The organism is Runella sp. R0.1_18, assembly GCF_057652155.1.
Genome location: NZ_JBYFCK010000001.1, coordinates 483,780 through 499,715, shown reverse-complemented (window position 1 = coordinate 499,715; position 15,936 = coordinate 483,780). Strand labels below are relative to the sequence as shown.

Annotated in this window: 13 protein-coding genes; 8 read left to right on the top strand and 5 right to left on the bottom strand. The window is 46.9% G+C overall.

Annotated elements, in window-relative coordinates:
- Positions 1 to 7 precede the first annotated feature (7 nt).
- From AC23P2_RS02160 to AC23P2_RS02145, 4 genes are all read right to left on the bottom strand, one after another.
- Entirely contained in the window at positions 8 to 1,534 is a 1,527-nt protein-coding gene (locus AC23P2_RS02160; protein ID WP_487771666.1) for a M20/M25/M40 family metallo-hydrolase, read from the bottom strand.
- Between the two features lie 47 nt (positions 1,535 to 1,581).
- Complete coding sequence (locus AC23P2_RS02155) at positions 1,582 to 3,555, bottom strand: S9 family peptidase (RefSeq protein WP_487771665.1); 1,974 nt, start codon at positions 3,553 to 3,555, stop codon at positions 1,582 to 1,584.
- Between the two features lie 104 nt (positions 3,556 to 3,659).
- The gene (locus AC23P2_RS02150; RefSeq protein ID WP_487771664.1) at positions 3,660 to 4,889 is read right to left on the bottom strand and encodes a carboxypeptidase-like regulatory domain-containing protein; all 1,230 of its coding nucleotides are present in this window, start codon (positions 4,887 to 4,889) and stop codon (positions 3,660 to 3,662) included.
- Positions 4,890 to 4,928: 39 nt separating this feature from the next.
- Complete coding sequence (locus AC23P2_RS02145) at positions 4,929 to 5,516, bottom strand: thymidine kinase (protein WP_487771663.1); 588 nt, start codon at positions 5,514 to 5,516, stop codon at positions 4,929 to 4,931.
- Between the two features lie 93 nt (positions 5,517 to 5,609).
- On the opposite strand from AC23P2_RS02145, the gene AC23P2_RS02140 reads away from it, so the two are divergent.
- On the top strand, positions 5,610 to 6,800 hold the full coding sequence (locus tag AC23P2_RS02140) for a hypothetical protein (protein ID WP_487771662.1): 1,191 nt from the start codon (positions 5,610 to 5,612) through the stop codon (positions 6,798 to 6,800).
- Between the two features lie 64 nt (positions 6,801 to 6,864).
- Entirely contained in the window at positions 6,865 to 7,491 is a 627-nt protein-coding gene (locus AC23P2_RS02135) for an ABC transporter ATP-binding protein (RefSeq protein WP_487771661.1), read from the top strand.
- A 296-nt stretch (positions 7,492 to 7,787) separates the two neighbouring features.
- Here AC23P2_RS02135 and AC23P2_RS02130 read toward each other — a convergent pair whose 3' ends face one another.
- Complete coding sequence (locus tag AC23P2_RS02130; protein ID WP_487771660.1) at positions 7,788 to 8,825, bottom strand: PorP/SprF family type IX secretion system membrane protein; 1,038 nt, start codon at positions 8,823 to 8,825, stop codon at positions 7,788 to 7,790.
- A gap of 191 nt (positions 8,826 to 9,016) precedes the next feature.
- Between AC23P2_RS02130 and AC23P2_RS02125 the strand changes: the two genes are divergently transcribed.
- The 6 genes from AC23P2_RS02125 (at position 9,017) to AC23P2_RS02100 (ending at position 15,919) form a co-directional block, all read left to right on the top strand.
- On the top strand, positions 9,017 to 11,119 hold the full coding sequence (locus AC23P2_RS02125) for an outer membrane protein assembly factor BamB family protein (protein ID WP_487771659.1): 2,103 nt from the start codon (positions 9,017 to 9,019) through the stop codon (positions 11,117 to 11,119).
- A 34-nt stretch (positions 11,120 to 11,153) separates the two neighbouring features.
- On the top strand, positions 11,154 to 12,581 hold the full coding sequence (rpoN, locus tag AC23P2_RS02120; RefSeq protein WP_487771658.1) for an RNA polymerase factor sigma-54: 1,428 nt from the start codon (positions 11,154 to 11,156) through the stop codon (positions 12,579 to 12,581).
- Between the two features lie 69 nt (positions 12,582 to 12,650).
- Positions 12,651 to 12,953: a Dabb family protein gene (locus AC23P2_RS02115; protein WP_487771657.1), complete on the top strand. Its 303-nt coding sequence runs from the start codon at positions 12,651 to 12,653 to the stop codon at positions 12,951 to 12,953.
- Positions 12,934 to 13,824 carry an AraC family transcriptional regulator gene (locus tag AC23P2_RS02110; RefSeq protein WP_487771656.1) on the top strand — a complete coding sequence of 297 codons (891 nt, stop codon included), beginning with the start codon at positions 12,934 to 12,936 and terminating at the stop codon, positions 13,822 to 13,824. Before AC23P2_RS02115 ends, AC23P2_RS02110 begins: the two co-directional genes overlap by 20 nt.
- Before the next feature lie 113 nt (positions 13,825 to 13,937).
- A complete protein-coding gene (locus tag AC23P2_RS02105; protein WP_487771655.1) occupies positions 13,938 to 14,897 on the top strand; it encodes a VOC family protein in 960 nt (319 codons plus the stop codon).
- Positions 14,898 to 15,058: 161 nt separating this feature from the next.
- On the top strand, positions 15,059 to 15,919 hold the full coding sequence (locus AC23P2_RS02100) for an inositol oxygenase family protein (RefSeq protein ID WP_487771654.1): 861 nt from the start codon (positions 15,059 to 15,061) through the stop codon (positions 15,917 to 15,919).
- The last annotated feature ends 17 nt before the right edge of the window (positions 15,920 to 15,936 follow it).

The window sequence follows — 15,936 nt, the reverse complement described above, 5'->3', positions numbered from 1 at the left end:
CCAAAAATTAGTTGACTTCTGGTTGGGTCAAAATAGCCATCCAAGTTTTAATCCCTTCTAAATAATTGCCGAGACGGAGGTTTTCGTTGGCGGCGTGCTGATTGTTGTCCGAGTTGACCATTGGCACGTGAATAGCGGGCAAGCTTAATTCCCGCAAAAAGGGTACAATCGGCACTGAGCCCCCCGTCATCCGAATCTTAATCGGGTCTTTGCCAAACGTACGAACAATGACTGCCGTGAGCCAACGATCGGGGTAAATTCCAAAATCGGTACGGAACGGTAACATCCGTGCTTCGCGTTCGAGTAACGTGACGATTTTAGGGTATTTTAAGCGTTCGGCATCGGTAGGTTTACGATCCAAAATAACATAGCCTTTGCCTTCAATGTGTTTTCGAACTAAACCAATCAAGCGCTCGGGGCTAGATTCGGGGACTAAACGGATATCAATTTCGGCCGTCGCTTCGTCGGGGACAATCGTGTTGGCTTTTTCTCCAATATTGGCAGAAACCAACCCACGGATGTTGAGCGAAGGATATTGCAAAGATTCTTGGTAGTTTGCTCCCACCTTGTCGGGTTGAGTAAATACCAATTTTTGACGAATCATTTCAGGGTCGTCAGGAACAGCCGCTAGGATTTTACGCGCACTCGCGTCAATCGTGATTCCGTCGTAATAGCCTGGAATCGTCACGCGCCCGTCGTCATCTTTCATTGAGGCCAGCAACTGCGCCATCCGAAGCGCAGGATTAGGGGCATAATTGCCGTAGTGACCGCTGTGTTGTGAGATTTTGGGGCCATAAGTAGTCAGTGTAATCGACGCAATTCCTCGGCAACCGTAGGTAAGGGTCGGTTCGTTCGACAAATGCCGCCCGCCGTCCATCACCATCAGGAAATCAGCGCCTAGTTTTCCCTTGTGTGTCTTGACCATTTCGGCCAAGTGCGGCGCTCCAATTTCCTCTTCGCTGTCCAAGATCACTTTGAGGTGGTAAGGCGACTGCACGTTTTCCTTCTGCATCATGTCCAACGCTGCCAACAACATCAAAATCGGGCCTTTGTCGTCCGAAACGGCACGGGCAAAAATTCGCCATTCGGGGTCATAGCCCGTCTGAAGGTTATCCCAAGAAATGGTTTCCCATTGGCCGTTGGCGCTTTTCTTCTTCAAAACGGGCTTGTACGGCGATTCCTGTTGCCATTTTTCTGGTTCAACGGGTTGCCCGTCAAAGTGCATGTAAAAGAGTAATGTTTTGAGCGGCCCAGGGGCGGGTTTGGCTGTTTTTTTTTCGGCAAAAAACACAGGATGCCCTCCTGTTGGCAGAAATTCGGTGGTAAATCCTTGTTTCTCAAACGCTTTTTTGAGCCAATCGAGGTTGGGTTGAATTTGTTCTTTGATGTGTGCATTGCTCGGCAAACTCATAAAATCGTAGAGGTTGCCGTAGTAGTTTTTAACGTGTTTTTGAACCGTCGTTTCGAGGTTGAGGGGCGCTTGAGCGAAGGCCGTCAAAGAAAAAAGAGAAAGGATAAAAAGGTATTTTTTCATAGGGCATTTAGGTTAGTAGCATACATGAACGGGTAGTTGGCAGTGAATTATCGAGCGGTATTTTCACCGAAAACCCATTGACCAAACCACGATAAATTTTCTTCCATGACCTGCCGCATTTGTTTGGGCTTGGTGATTCCGTGGCCAAAACCTTTATAAACCACCATTTTAACGGGGACGTTAAAGTCTTCCAACGCCAGACGGAGTTCATACGCATTGGCAATCGGAACGCGCCTATCTAGCTCGCCGTGTTGGATAAGTGTCGGTGTTTTGGCGGTTTTGATGTACGAAATGGGCGAGGTTTTTCGGTAAATTTCAGGGTCGCTCCAAGGTGTTCCTTTGAGGTATTGGCGGGTAAAAGGAGTGATGTCGGTATTTTGGTAATACGTTGCCCAGTTAGAAATCCCAGCCCCTACCGACGTTGCTTTAAATCGGTCGCTGAATGTAGTGATGAAGGCAGAAATATAACCTCCCTGACTCCAACCCATAGCGCCTACTTTATCTTTGTCCACCATACCTTTTCCAATCAAAAAATCAACGCCCGAGATAACATCGTCGTAGTCACCGACGCCCAAGTTGCGGACGTTGAGTGCCCTAAATGCCTTGCCGTAGCCCGCTGAGCCACGGTAGTTGGGGCGGAGAATAAGTGCCCCTTTGGCTGCAAACAATTCAATGGGGTAGTAGCGGTCGGCAGAAATGCTTGGGAGGTCGATGCCCGTAGGCCCGCCGTGAATCACCACCAACAAAGGGTATTTCTTGGTAGGGTCAAAATTGGCAGGTTTTATCAATACGCCTTCGATGATGGTTCCATCTTTTGATTTCCAACTGACGACTTCCCGAGTAGCGGTTTTGAACGGCTTCAATTGTTCACCCATCTGGGTAAGTGGTTTGGGGGCAAAGGCGCTAGTGGATGAAACAACGATTTCCGCGAGGCGATTGGGCAAAGTCAAAACGCAGGCAAGTTGTTGGAAGTCGTTGGAAAACGAAAATTGAGTGGCCAACGCATCCGCGGGTTGGGTGATTCTGGTGAATTTTTTCGTGCTGGGGTTGAGCAAAAACAAATGAGCGGTTGTTTTTTGAAGTCCGCTGAACCAAATCCCATTCGCAGACCATTTTAAAAGGCTGGCGTTCTCGTCAAAACTTTGGCTAACTACGACAGGAGTACCTCCTTTTTCGGGAACGATGGCAATGTAGCGATTGGCGTAGAAAAAGAATTCGTCTTCGTTGGTGGTGCTAAACGCGATTTGACTTCCGTCAGGCGACCACACTGGGTTGGAATCGGGGCCTTTGAGGGAAACAATTTTAACCAACGAGCTATCCGCCAACGTCAACACGTAAATATCCGACGTATGGGAATTGATTAAATCGGGGTTTTTGGCGGCATCAAACGCGATTTTTTTGCCATCGGGAGAAAATGAAAAACCACCCACTGAAAAGTTTGTGCCTTTGGTTAATGCTTTGGGTGTAGGAAGTTTGCTGAGGGTATCGGCAAACGGAAGCGTGTATAAATGCGTCATTTTGTAGTCTTCGTGGACTACCTCATAGTCGCTGTACTTTTCGACGCGTTCTTTGAAGGCTTTGGTATCGGGCGTCGTGGCTGAAAAAACAATGCTTTTGCCATCAGGAGCGAAATCAAAGGAGGATACGCCCGTCTCAAACTTCGTCAATGCTTTGGCTTCCCCTCCTTGCGGTCGAATCCAGTAAATTTGGCTTTTATCGTCGCGGGTAGAAAGAAAAGCCAGCACTTTTCCGTCGGGCGACCATACGGGGCTGCTGTTGGATTTTTTGGAGTTGGTCAGTTGAAACTTTTCGCCTGAGGCAACGTTGGCGAGCCAAATTTCGGTTTCGTAGGCGTTTTCGTCCCAGTTCGTTTCGGTGAGGACATAAGCTACCCATTTGCCGTCGGGAGAAAGTTGCGGGCTTCCGACGCTTTTCATCGAAAGAGATTGGGTAATGGTGGGTGCTTGGGCAAAGGCCCCGACCCAAAAAAGTACAAATAATGGTTGAAGAAGTGTTTTCATTGAAGTAAATGAAGGATTGCCCTTAAAGTTAGAAAATTTACTTTCAGGAACAATACACTGCGGGGTACTTGCCTCAAAACACTTTTCTGCAACTGCGATTTGTGCTATTTCCCTAAGCCGTTTACGATTTGTCGCATGGCTTCGGAGGGAATGACAAAGTTGAAGTTACCCCAAATCAGCTCGTCGTATTTCGGAACGGTTTGTTGGGTGAAGCTTTCGGTATCTATCAAAACATCCGTTTCAGGAATCCGCATACCATTGCTTTTTTGGATGTCCGTCGTAACAAATTGTAGCTTAATGGTACCTAATGTTTGGGTATTTTTTTGTTCAAATTGGGTATCCAATAACATTCGATAATCTTGCAAATACCATTTTCCGCCAAAAGGTTTGTAACTAATGCAGGTGTATAGGCGCTTGGCGTCGCGTTTGGTTTTGCCAAACATTTTGTCGGATGCACTGGTTTTCAGAACGTCTTTGACGCCTTCGGGGGTGAAGTCGTATTCGATGCGAACGATGGCCGTATCCGAAGAATTGATGTACATAATTCCGTTCCGTGCCGCTTTGATACCCGTGCTTACGGGGCGAAACAAAATCCGATACACTTGTTTGTCGAGGTACGTGGTAATGGTATCGTCGAGCTCATAGACGTAATCGTACAAATTTTTGCCGTCCAAGTATTCGGGGATAGAAATGTCAATGGAGTTGGTTACGATGCTGGCACCGTTTGGGAAAGCGTACCCTTCCATTACTTTCGAGCGATTTTGACTGGCAAAATTGCGCCCGCGAAGGGCTTTTACCTTCTGAGGAACCAAAATTTTGGGACGAGGGTCTTTTTCAGCTTGCAGTACCGCTTCGCGAATATCCACGTATTCGCCATTTTGTTGGAGCGATTCGCGGTAAAAACCCGTCAACAGGTAAGGATTCGGCGCGCTATTTTTCTTGATTTTACGCAAAGCTTCCGATACCCAATTTCGGGCTTCAAACGATTTGATGTACGAACTGTCCACCACCCGTAGTTGGGCAGGTTGAAGCTCAATGACTACGTCTTTTTGGTTGGATTGAAACGCCGAAGCTTTTTGTTGGAAAGGCTGGTAGCCAAAGACTGAAACCACCAAAAGCGAGTCGGATGCAATACGCGGGAAACGGTAGAAAAACTGCCCGTCTTCGTTGGTGAGTGTTCCTGTGCCTTTGCTCATCATGCCAATGTACGCATGAGAGATAGGTTTTTGGGATATTTTATCAATGATTTTACCCGAAAGCAATAAGTAACCTCCCTGGGCATAAAGCGCACACGACACCAGACAAAAGCACAACGTTGAAAGCAGACCTCGCATAAGTAGCGTTTTTTATTCGATATAAATTGCTAACAAGAATCAGGCCAAATCGCCCAAATGGTAGCATCTTCGGCAACGCGCCTCGTAAGAGTCGGTTTCACCCAATAAAATTTTATCTTGAGACGTTACCTTTCGGTAGGAATATTGTGCCACTGAGCCACAGGTGACGCAGATGGCATGGACTTTGGTAACATATTCTGCCACAGCCATTAAGAGTGGCATGGGGCCAAAAGGCTTGCCCGAAAAATCCATATCAAGACCCGCAACGATGACGCGCTTTCCGCTGCTGGCAAGTTTATTACAAACTTCGACTAGATTTTGGTCTAAAAATTGCGCTTCATCAATGCCGACTACGTCACAATCTCCTGCGAAGAGTAAAATTTCCTCAGAGGCATTGACGGGAGTCGAACGAATCGAATTTTCGTTGTGTGAGACAATGTCCTCGTCATGATAGCGTTTATCAATGGCGGGTTTAAAAATTTCAACTTTTTGACGCGCTATTTTAGCACGATTGAGACGGCGAATAAGCTCTTCGGTTTTGCCTGAGAACATCGAACCACAGACGACTTCTATCCAGCCAAGGCTTGTTTGTTTAGGTTGGGAATGATGATTGGGTTCAATAAACATACGGTAGGGTTGATGTTCTAGTAACTTATGAACTAAAATAATTCGGATAACTGATTTTCGCCGATTACCTTTACAAAACAAACAAATTTTAGGATGCTCCACAAGTTTAATCTCAGCGCACTCAACGACTATAGTCAGCGGTTTGCGCGGAAAGTATGCGATGATTTCTTTGCTCAGAATACCACGGCGTCGGGTCAGCAAATTCTGAATTTGACAGCGATTCCACAGATAAATCTGTTTGTTATCAGTAGTTTATACGAAAAATGGCGGGCCGATGCAGAGACCTTCCGTAGTCCTTATTTTGACTTTGAGCAGGGTGAGGTTAAAGAAGCGTTGAAGCAATTTATGAATGTTGTCTCGCGCAATATTTCGGTCAAGCGAGAAGCACTAGAGCCCATTTTATTGGAAGCAACCAAAAATACGTTGGTATTATTGATTGATCCCAACTCATATTTTAATGAGCTTTTTCGCGACCAAGCTAATTTTTCGGTGACGGCCGATTTGGTGCAGCAGCTTTGTAAGTACGTTCGGTTTAATAAATTTATTCCACAAGAGCTGGCCAAAGGAATGAAAGACCGTAGCTTCGTTTATGTGAATCAGGCGATCGAATGGTCGGAGCAAGCCTTACAAAAACACGCTGACGAACTGGATAATATTGAACAATGGGTAGGGCATTTTTCGGCAAAAGTACCATTAGACATCACCCATCTTGTCAAAAAAACAACGCGTGTAGAACCGCCAAAGGTAGTCGATGAACCCAACCGCTCTTTTTTTGATACCCTTGTTCCTGAACCTGAGCCAGAAGAAGAGTCCGAGCCTGAATATACTCCTGCGGCTATTCCTACGCCCGAGCCTATACCAGTAAAGCCAATTGAGCCTGTGCAGAAACAAGAGCCTGTGAGCTATACGCCGCCTGCTCCTGCGAACCCTACGCCCGCAACCCTTAATCAAGTGGTTGGCGGAAGTGAAAATGGGGTAAAAGAGTCACTTAATGACCGTTTGCGGGTAGAGCAATCGAGTATTTCGGATGTGTATCAAAAGCAAGCAATTACCAGCATTTCGCAGAGTATTCCGCTGAACCAGAAGTTTATGTTTATCCACCATTTGTTCAACGGAAGCAACAGTGCTTACGAAACGGCTATTTCGGAATTGGAACAAGCTCCTGATTACGATGCAGCCCGTTCGTTGATTACGTATAAATTTGCGTCGCAGTACCTTTGGGACATGACAGGGGATGTCGTTGGCGATTTGCTTGAAATCGTGAAACGTCGTTTTCGACAATAAAAGTGATACGAAAGATTTGATTCGGGAGAATAACCCTCCCGAATTTCCTAACTCATAAAAATCAATGATTTCTTGCCAGAACCTTACGTTTTCGTACAGTCCACAAAAACGATTTACGTTTCCAGACATAACTTGCGCTGACCGTGAAGCCCTGTTGATTTTGGGGCAGTCGGGCCGAGGGAAAACTACTTTGCTTCACTTAATGGCACTGTTGCTTCGTCCTGAAGGTGGGAGCGTTACGATTGGTGACAAAGACATCACTCCCTTGTCGGTAGCAGAAGCGGCAGCGGTTCGGGCGAGTCAAATCGGGATTGTCTATCAGAAACCCCACTTTGTGAGCTCGTTGAGCGTGTTGGAAAACGTGCTTTTACCCAATTATTTAGCCCAGAAATTTCAAGATAAAGACCGCGCCCGTGCGTTGGCCGAGCAACTGGGTTTTGCCGAGCACTTGTCCAAAAAAACGCACCAATTGAGCCAAGGCGAGCAGCAACGCGTGAGCATTGCACGTGCGTTGATGAACAATCCTGCGGTAATTTTGGCCGATGAGCCTACTTCCAGCTTGGACGATGACAACTGTGAGAAAGTAATCACGTTGCTCAAAAATCAATCGGAGCAAATTGGGGCTAGTTTGGTCGTTGTGACCCACGACCAACGCCTTAAAGATGCGTTTACCAATCAAGTAAAATTGTAAGAAGTAAAAGGGGCTATTTAAACGCAGTTGGAGAGCAATTGCTGGCGCAAAACTATCTTCACGTGCGCCTGTGCTAGTCTCGTAAAAGTAGCCTCAGCGAGGCTAAATCTTAGTAGAAAAAGAGGAGAAATCACAATCCCAAAGTCCCCTCGGGGCGGCCGACGCTCGGTGACATCTTTCACCGAGCGTTGGCTGCCCCGAGGGGGCTTTGTGGTGAATTTTGATTTAATGTGAGCGATTGCTCACAAACGCGCTTGGCGTGCAAGTGGTTACTCATAACCACGGTCAATTTTCTCTTAGAATTTAGGACAAGAAAGCTGCTTGTCTTTCTTCACGCGACGTTTACGGGGCGAAGGCTCGTAGTCGAAGGTGTAAGCAAGTGAGATTTCGTGTGAGCCGCCGCTGGGTAACCCCAACGAAGATACGGTAATGTCGTAACTGTAGCCGAACGAGAAGCGCTCGTGGCGATAGCCAACCAAGGCAATCAATGATTCACGATTTGAAATATTAGCTACGTACTTTTTAATGGGCAAGCCACGGTACCAAAGCCCAAGGACAATGGGTGAATAGGTGACATACACCCCCAAATCGAGCTGGTCGTATTTTCCTTGAAACTTATAATTGATGGCAGGCGAAATACTCATTTCGCGGTCTAATTCGTCGCCTAAGCCCGTATAACCCCCAAACGGAATGCGCAAACCCGCGTGTAAACTTCCTTTGAGGGGAAGACGCGTACCGTCAGCTACTTGAAAAAATCCTTGTTCGGGGCGGTTGATGTGGTGCGCTGCCACGCCTATCCAATACTTGTCGGAGTAAAGTAAAAGACCCGTTGAAAAACTTAAATAATGTGTTGAAGGTGAGCCGTTAAGTGCAATCGGGTCGGCGGTAGCATTTCCTGTAAAACCACGGTTGGTGTATTGGTCACCAAAAGTTAAATCGGATAAATTGGCGCGGCGATTTCCGTACGTACCTTGTAAGCCCATACGCAAGGCCGTGCTTTCATTGAAACGCAGCTGATACGAATATTGTCCAGAAACTTCAGAGCTACGAAGGCTTCCAGTTCCTTGAGAATCATTGACAAACATCAACCCAACCCCGCTGTTGACATTGGAAAAATAATGATCAACGGCAAAAGACGTAGTGACGTAGTTGGCCGACAATCCTGGCCATTGGTTACGGTAGTTCATCATGACACGAGGCGCCAAATCTCCTCCCGCAAAAGCAGGGTTAAGGTACAAGGGGTTCGCATAAAATTGCGAAAACTGAGGGTCTTGGGCATAGCCCACTCGCAAACAAAGTCCCAACAGGAAGGTGAAAGCTAATCGTCTCATCATAATACCAAACGCTACCGCAAACATTTTGCCAAAATAATCACTAAATCTCCGAGAATGTAACGGTTTTTTCTATTAAATGTTATTCAAGGATTCAAATCAACACATTTTTATTTGATTTTAAAGCAAAACAGGAGGAAAGAACAAAATACTGCGTCTTTAAAAGAAAAGACTAACTCTCATTTTTGTACTGCATGAAACGTTTACTTCCCGTTGCGCTTATCGCCCTCGCGGCTGCTCAGTTTCCTTGGGGAAATAAAATCCAAACTTCTTCGGAAGAGTGGCCAGAATACCTCGGCGGTCCTGAGCGTAATCACTATTCTACCCTTACGCAGATTACGCCCGAAAACGTGCAAAATTTAAAAGTCGCGTGGACGTACGCTACGCCTGACTCGGGACAAATGCAGGTAAATCCGATTGTGGTCAACGGCGTTTTGTACGGTGTAACGGCATCCGTGCAGGCGTTTGCCTTGGATGCCGCTACGGGAAAAGAAATCTGGCGATTTGGCGACCCGCTCAAAAACTGGGCGAGCACCAGCCGTGGTGTAGCGTATTGGCGGGAAGGAAACGACGAGCGGATTTTGCACACCATGGGGCCGTATTTGTACGCCATCGACGCAAAAACGGGCAAAGCTATTCCGTCTTTTGGAGAAAATGGTCGGGTGGATTTGCACACAGGATTACCCGAATCGGCCAAAGATAAATTTATGGTGTCGAACACACCTGGGACAATTTTTGAAGACCTGATTGTGATGCCCGTTCGGCTGTCGGAAGGGGCGGATGCCGCTCCTGGCGATATTCGGGCATTCAATGTCAAAACAGGAAAACTCGCTTGGACATTTCATACGATTCCTTATCCAGGCGAATACGGTTACGAAACCTTTCCCAAAAATGCCTATAAAAATACTGATGTAGGGGCGGCCAACAACTGGTCGGGGATGTCGGTCGATCGCAAGCGAGGCATTTTGTTTGTACCAACGGGCTCTGCAGCCTACGATTTTTACGCAGGGAATCGCAAAGGTAAAAACTTGTTTTCCAACTGCTTACTTGCCTTGGATGCACGTACAGGTAAGCGGTTGTGGCATTTCCAGACCATGCACCATGACGTCTGGGACCGAGATTTGCCCGCTCCGCCCAATTTGGTGACAGTTAAACAAAATGGCAAGAACATCGACGCCGTAGCCCAAGTGACGAAGCAAGGTTATGTGTTTGTGTTTGACCGCGTAACGGGAAAGTCGCTTTTCCCTATAAAAGAAGTACCTGCGCACAAATCGAATTTGGTGGGCGAACAAACGTGGCCAACCCAGCCCGTCCCGACCAAACCTGCACCATTTGCGCGCCAGTCGCCTACGGTGACGGAAAAAGAAATTAGCCCCTATGCCGAAAACCGCGACGAGCTAATTGCAAACGTGAAAAAATACAAGAATGCGCTCTTTGCCGCGCCTTCAAAAGAAGGAACGGTGATTTTTCCTGGCTTTGACGGTGGGGCTGAGTGGGGCGGGGCCGCCGTGGATCCAGAGGGCGTCATGTACGTCAATAGCAACGAAATGGCGTGGATTTTGACCATGAAAGACACCCCTAAGCAAGACGCGCTGGCGCATTTGCCACTGGGCGAACGTACCTATGCCACGCTTTGTACCTCTTGTCACGGGCCAGAGCGGAAGGGAAATGCCAAAAGCGGATACCCGTCGTTGGTGGATATTTCAACCAAACGCGACAAAGCCTTTGTGTCCAACATCATCACGTCGGGCAAAGGCATGATGCCAGGCTTTACAACCCTCAGTGCGGCCGACAAGCAGGCATTGGTGGCATTTTTGTTTGGTGAAGAGAAAAAAGAAGCCAGCGGTGGAGGTAGCTCCAAAATGCCGTACTTGCCTTATACAAGCACAGGATATAATAAGTTTTTGGACAGCAAAGGGCTCCCTGCTATCACGCCGCCTTGGGGAACGCTTAATGCCATTGACCTCAATACTGGGGAATACCGTTGGAAAATTCCTTTCGGCTATGAACCTTCGTTACTCGAAAAAGGAATAAAAAATACGGGGGTAGAAAATTACGGTGGCCCCGTGATTACGGCCAGTGGACTGCTGTTTATTGCCGCAACCAAAGATGGAATGTTTAGGGCATTTGACAAAAAAACAGGTAAATTGCTTTGGGAAACCAAACTCCCCGCAGCGGCCTTTGCAACGCCTGCAACCTATCAGGTCAATGGCAAACAGTACATTGTGATGGCCTGCGGAGGAACGAAACTTGGAACAAAAAAAGGTAATCAATACGTTGCTTTTACGTTACCATAATGTATAAGAATGTTTTGGTCACCAACAGCCAGCTATGTTAAATTTAGTTCAGACACAGAAACAATCGCTCAAAATATCCCCAGCGCAGATACAGTTGCTCAACTTTTTGCAACTCAATACCCTTGAGTTGGAGCAACATATCAAAAATGAGTTGGAGGAAAATCCTTTTTTGGACGAAGGGAATGAAGACTCGGCAGACGACGACTGGGATAATGCCGCCGAGGGGGGTGTCAATGACCGTGCTGATGACCGTACCCAAGATTATATGGACTGGGATGAATTTAGAGATGATGATGTGCCTGACTACAAAACACGGGTCAATAATTATTCCGATGACGATACAACTTATACCCCTGCCATAGTTGAAAATGTTTCTTGGCGACAAGAGTTAAAGGAACAGTTTCACTTGCTCTTGCTGACGGAGCGGCAACAGATTTTAGCCGATTTTTTGGTAGATTCCCTGACCGATGAAGGGTACTTAACTTATACCGCAGAGGCGTTGGCAGATGATGTCTCGTTTACGAGCGGAATTTACGTGGAAGTTACTGAAATGCTGGAGTTGATTGACCTGCTACGCCACATGGAGCCTGCGGGGTTAGGGGCGAAAAACCTGCAAGATTGTCTTTTGTTGCAGTTGGAGCGTCGGCAAGAACCAGATGCCACCTTGGCGCGCGAACTGGTCAAAAAACATTTTGATGACTTGGCAGGGCGGAGCTACGAAAAGCTAATGAAAGGACTCGGAATCAATGCCAACCAACTCAAAGAAGTCTTAGGACTCATTGCTACCCTGAATCCGCAACCCGTAACGACCAACAACCAAGCGGAGGTTTTGGGCGTCAAAGACAACATCGTGCCCGATTATGTGGTGATTGTCGATGGAGATTTGATAGAAGTAGAGCTGAACAATCGACGCATTCCGCCGCTGAAAATCAACAAATCATATACCCATGACTTGGGGAAATCAAGGGCGGCCAATACGTACGTTAATTCCAAAATAAACGCCGCCAACTGGCTGATTGATGCGATACAGCAGCGTCAAAATACGATGTTGAAGTCGATGCGTACCATTGTGAAATTGCAGGAAGACTATTTCCGAACGGGAGATGTACGGATGCTCAAACCGATGGTGCTTCGCGACGTGGCCGAACGGATTCAGATGGATGTTTCGACGATTTCGAGGGTGACGAGTGGTAAATATGCCCAAACGCCTTTCGGTGTGATTCACCTCAAAGACTTGTTTACGGAAGGAGTTAAAACTGATTCGGGCGAAGAAGTTTCCAATCGGCAGATTCAGTTGGTATTGGCGGAGTTGGTAGCACAAGAAGACAAACAAAACCCGCTCAATGACTTTCAGTTAGCTGAACTGCTGGCTGAAAAAGGCTATCCCGTGGCGCGCCGAACCGTGGCAAAATACCGCGAACAACTTGACATTCCGACGGCTTCGCTACGTCGAATGCTCTAAAGAAAGATTAAAAAAAGGTACTATGAGCCTTTTGGCTAACAATATAATCACTTATTAATCCCCAAACGCATGTTTGTTCATCACGTATTCTTTTTCTTAAACAACCCTGATAGTGTCGCTGACCGCGAAGCGCTTGTAGCAGGTTTGCAAACCTTGACGTCGATTGAAGGCGTAAAATTAGCTCACATTGGCAAAGTTGCCGACACACACCGTGGGGTTATCGACCGTTCGTATTCGGTGTCGTGGTTGATGCTTTTTGATACCAAGGAAGCGCAAGATGTCTATCAAGACCACCCTGTTCACCACAAATTTGTGGAAAACTGCGCGCATTTGTGGGAAAAGGTCATCGTGTATGATTCGGATGATGTCTGAGAAAGAACCCGTTCACATTCGGCAAGCGCACCTTTCGGTTCCGTTTGTGTATCGGACGATGCAGGAGGTCGAAGAACGGCGCAACCAAACGCCTGATTTGCCTCACCGCCACGATTACTTTACGGTATTGGTGGTGGAAGAAGCCGAAGGAACGCACCAAATTGATTTTACGAATTATCCGCTACGGCCCAACACCGTTTATTTTGTGTCGCCTGAGCAAATTCACCACGTGACCCTGACGCAACCCGCGCCGCGCGGTCACGTGGTGTTGTTTCGTCCCGATTTTCTTCAAAATTATAGCATTACTCCCGCGCAATTGTACGACATGGATTTGTTTTTCAATTGCGACGAATCGCGTCCCATCGAACTGACAACCGCCGAAATGCGTCAACTTCAACCGTTTCTATCGGCTATTGCCACTGAAGTTGCGGAGTCAAATCTCCAAAAATGGGAGGCCGTGGGAGCGTGGTTAAAACTGTTTTTAGTGCAGTGTAAACGTTTTAAAGCGGCCAACTATTTGCCCAATAAACCCCTCGATAAGCGTAAATCGGAAATTGTGAAGCAGTTTAAAAACGATGTGGAGCAGTTTTTTAAGCAATTTCACAAAGTGGGTGATTATGCCGACCGACAACTGCTCACGGCCAATCACCTCAACGACGTCATCAAAGCCGAAACGGGGACGTCGGCCAAGGATTTTATCCAAAACCGCTTGATACTAGAAGCAAAGCGCTTGGCGCGTTATTCCGAATTAAGTGCCAAAGAGATTGCGTATCAGCTTGGCTACGAAGATGTGGCGCATTTTAGTAAAGTCTTTAAGAAGGCTGAAAATGTGGCTTTTACCGAGTTTAGAACTACTATCTCGAAATCTTAGAACAAACCAACCTCCCGAAAGTTTTGAACTTTCGGGAGGTTTTGCCCGAAATTTTAGAACAAATCAACCTCCCAAAAATCCTGAAGCTTTCGGGAGGTTTTCCCAAATCTCTTATGAAAACGCAAGAATTACTCAAAGGACTTCACCATGTCACGGCCACCGTCAATGACGCGCAGGAAGATTACGATTTTTACACGAAAATCCTTGGACTTCGTTTGGTCAAAAAGACCGTCAATTTTGATAATAATTCGGTGTATCACTTTTACTACGCCGACCAAGTAGGTACGCCTGGTACCGTTTTTACCACTTTCCCGTACAAAGGCCAAGGCGTGCGGTCGGGTGAAGAAGGGACGGGTTTGATTATCGCCACCGCTTTTTCGGTGCCAAGTACGGCATTGGCATTTTGGTCGGAACGTTTGGCCGAAAATGGGTTTGTCGTAACGTCTTCACAGCGTTTTGGACAGGAAGTGCGTTGGTTTCGTGACCCGTCGGGCTTGCAGTTGGAACTCATTGCTGATGATTCTGATACCCGCAGCCCTTACGTCACGGAGGAAGTGTCGGCTGAGGTTGGGATTCGAGGGATTCACCACGTGACTTTGTGGGTGGCGGCGAGCGATTGGGACGTACTTCGCACGTTTTTGACTTCCGAAATGAACATGGCCGAAATCGGGCAAGAAGGCGAGCGTATTCGCTTGAAAGTCAACGAAGGAGGAGCGGGAAGTTGCCTTGAGATTGTTCGGGCAGCGGCGGATGCACCACGCGGCAAAAACGGCTTGGGCACAGTTCACCACGTGGCTTGGAAAGTAGAAACGTTTGAAGCGTTATTGGCTTTGCGTCATCGGTTGGTGGACGAACTCGGAATGCAAGTGACCGAAGTGCGCGACCGCAAATATTTTCGTTCGATTTACTTCCGCGTGCCTTCGCATCAGCTGTTTGAGGTGGCCACCATTCCGCCAGGATTTGCGGTGGATGAGTCGGAAGAAGAACTAGGTACGCACCTCATGCTGCCCGACGACAAAGAAGCAAACCGCGCGGCGATTGAGGCAGTTTTGCCCGTTATTCAAGGGGCGTAGCACGGTCTTCGGCAAGGCGCACATTTATTTTAAATAATTACAAACGTTTGCATTGAAAAATAACTGAGTGCCATTATTTTGTAGAAAAATTATATTTTATACTTGCAATGAAAGAACCCATCGGGGTGTAGTGTGCATCAAATATTCTTAACAACATAAAAATGGAAAATGTAAATCCAACACCGCTTCAAAGCCTGGAAGATTGGGAAGACGACGTACTCGAACGCTACCCAGAACCTGGCACAAAAGCCAAGGATGATTATCGCAACTATGAGGATTCTGAACGGGTAAATACCGTTAGAGAGTTCTATCGTTTGAACCACACCTATCAAACCTACGATTTTGTGGTGGAAAAAGAGCGCGAGTTTTTGGCGTTCAACAAACGCGAAATGTCCATTTGGGATGCCGTTGCGTTTTTGAACACCTTGGTGGACGATTCGGACCCAGATACTGATTTGGATCAGCTTCAACACTTGCTCCAAACGTCAGAAGCAATTCGCCAAGATGGCCATCCTGATTGGTTTGTTTTGACGGGCTTTTTGCACGATTTGGGTAAAGTACTTTGCCTTTTTGGTGAGCCACAATGGGCGGTGGTTGGTGATACTTTCCCTGTGGGTTGCAAACACTCGGATCGCATCGTTTATCCTGAGTTCTTTGATTTGAATCCTGATAGCAGAGACGAGCGTTTTAATACAAAATATGGTATTTATGAGCCAAACTGCGGTTTGGACAACGTAAAACTGAGCTGGGGACACGATGAGTATATCTACCAAATCATGAAAAATTACATTCCTGAAGAAGGATTGTACATGCTCCGTTATCACTCATTTTACTCGCAGCACCGCGAAGGCGCTTACGACCACTTGATGAGTAAGCACGACCACAAAATGTTTGAGTGGGTGAACAAATTTAATCCGTACGATTTGTACTCAAAAGTGCCTTATCCGCCAAACGTACAAGAGTTGAAACCTTACTACGAAGACTTGGTAGCCAAATATTTACCAAGTACTTTGAAGTTCTAATACAGGTATTTAAAGGC

What these genes read in the sequence shown, in the direction of transcription:
- AC23P2_RS02160 (WP_487771666.1), bottom strand. Translation starts at nt 1,534, where the DNA reads ATGAAAAAATACCTTTTTATCCTTTCTCTTTTTTCTTTGACGGCCTTC.
- AC23P2_RS02155 (WP_487771665.1), bottom strand. Translation starts at nt 3,555, where the DNA reads ATGAAAACACTTCTTCAACCATTATTTGTACTTTTTTGGGTCGGGGCC.
- AC23P2_RS02150 (WP_487771664.1), bottom strand. Translation starts at nt 4,889, where the DNA reads ATGCGAGGTCTGCTTTCAACGTTGTGCTTTTGTCTGGTGTCGTGTGCG.
- AC23P2_RS02145 (WP_487771663.1), bottom strand. Translation starts at nt 5,516, where the DNA reads ATGTTTATTGAACCCAATCATCATTCCCAACCTAAACAAACAAGCCTT.
- AC23P2_RS02140 (WP_487771662.1), top strand. Translation starts at nt 5,610, where the DNA reads ATGCTCCACAAGTTTAATCTCAGCGCACTCAACGACTATAGTCAGCGG.
- AC23P2_RS02135 (WP_487771661.1), top strand. Translation starts at nt 6,865, where the DNA reads ATGATTTCTTGCCAGAACCTTACGTTTTCGTACAGTCCACAAAAACGA.
- AC23P2_RS02130 (WP_487771660.1), bottom strand. Translation starts at nt 8,825, where the DNA reads ATGATGAGACGATTAGCTTTCACCTTCCTGTTGGGACTTTGTTTGCGA.
- AC23P2_RS02125 (WP_487771659.1), top strand. Translation starts at nt 9,017, where the DNA reads ATGAAACGTTTACTTCCCGTTGCGCTTATCGCCCTCGCGGCTGCTCAG.
- rpoN (WP_487771658.1), top strand. Translation starts at nt 11,154, where the DNA reads ATGTTAAATTTAGTTCAGACACAGAAACAATCGCTCAAAATATCCCCA.
- AC23P2_RS02115 (WP_487771657.1), top strand. Translation starts at nt 12,651, where the DNA reads ATGTTTGTTCATCACGTATTCTTTTTCTTAAACAACCCTGATAGTGTC.
- AC23P2_RS02110 (WP_487771656.1), top strand. Translation starts at nt 12,934, where the DNA reads ATGATTCGGATGATGTCTGAGAAAGAACCCGTTCACATTCGGCAAGCG.
- AC23P2_RS02105 (WP_487771655.1), top strand. Translation starts at nt 13,938, where the DNA reads ATGAAAACGCAAGAATTACTCAAAGGACTTCACCATGTCACGGCCACC.
- AC23P2_RS02100 (WP_487771654.1), top strand. Translation starts at nt 15,059, where the DNA reads ATGGAAAATGTAAATCCAACACCGCTTCAAAGCCTGGAAGATTGGGAA.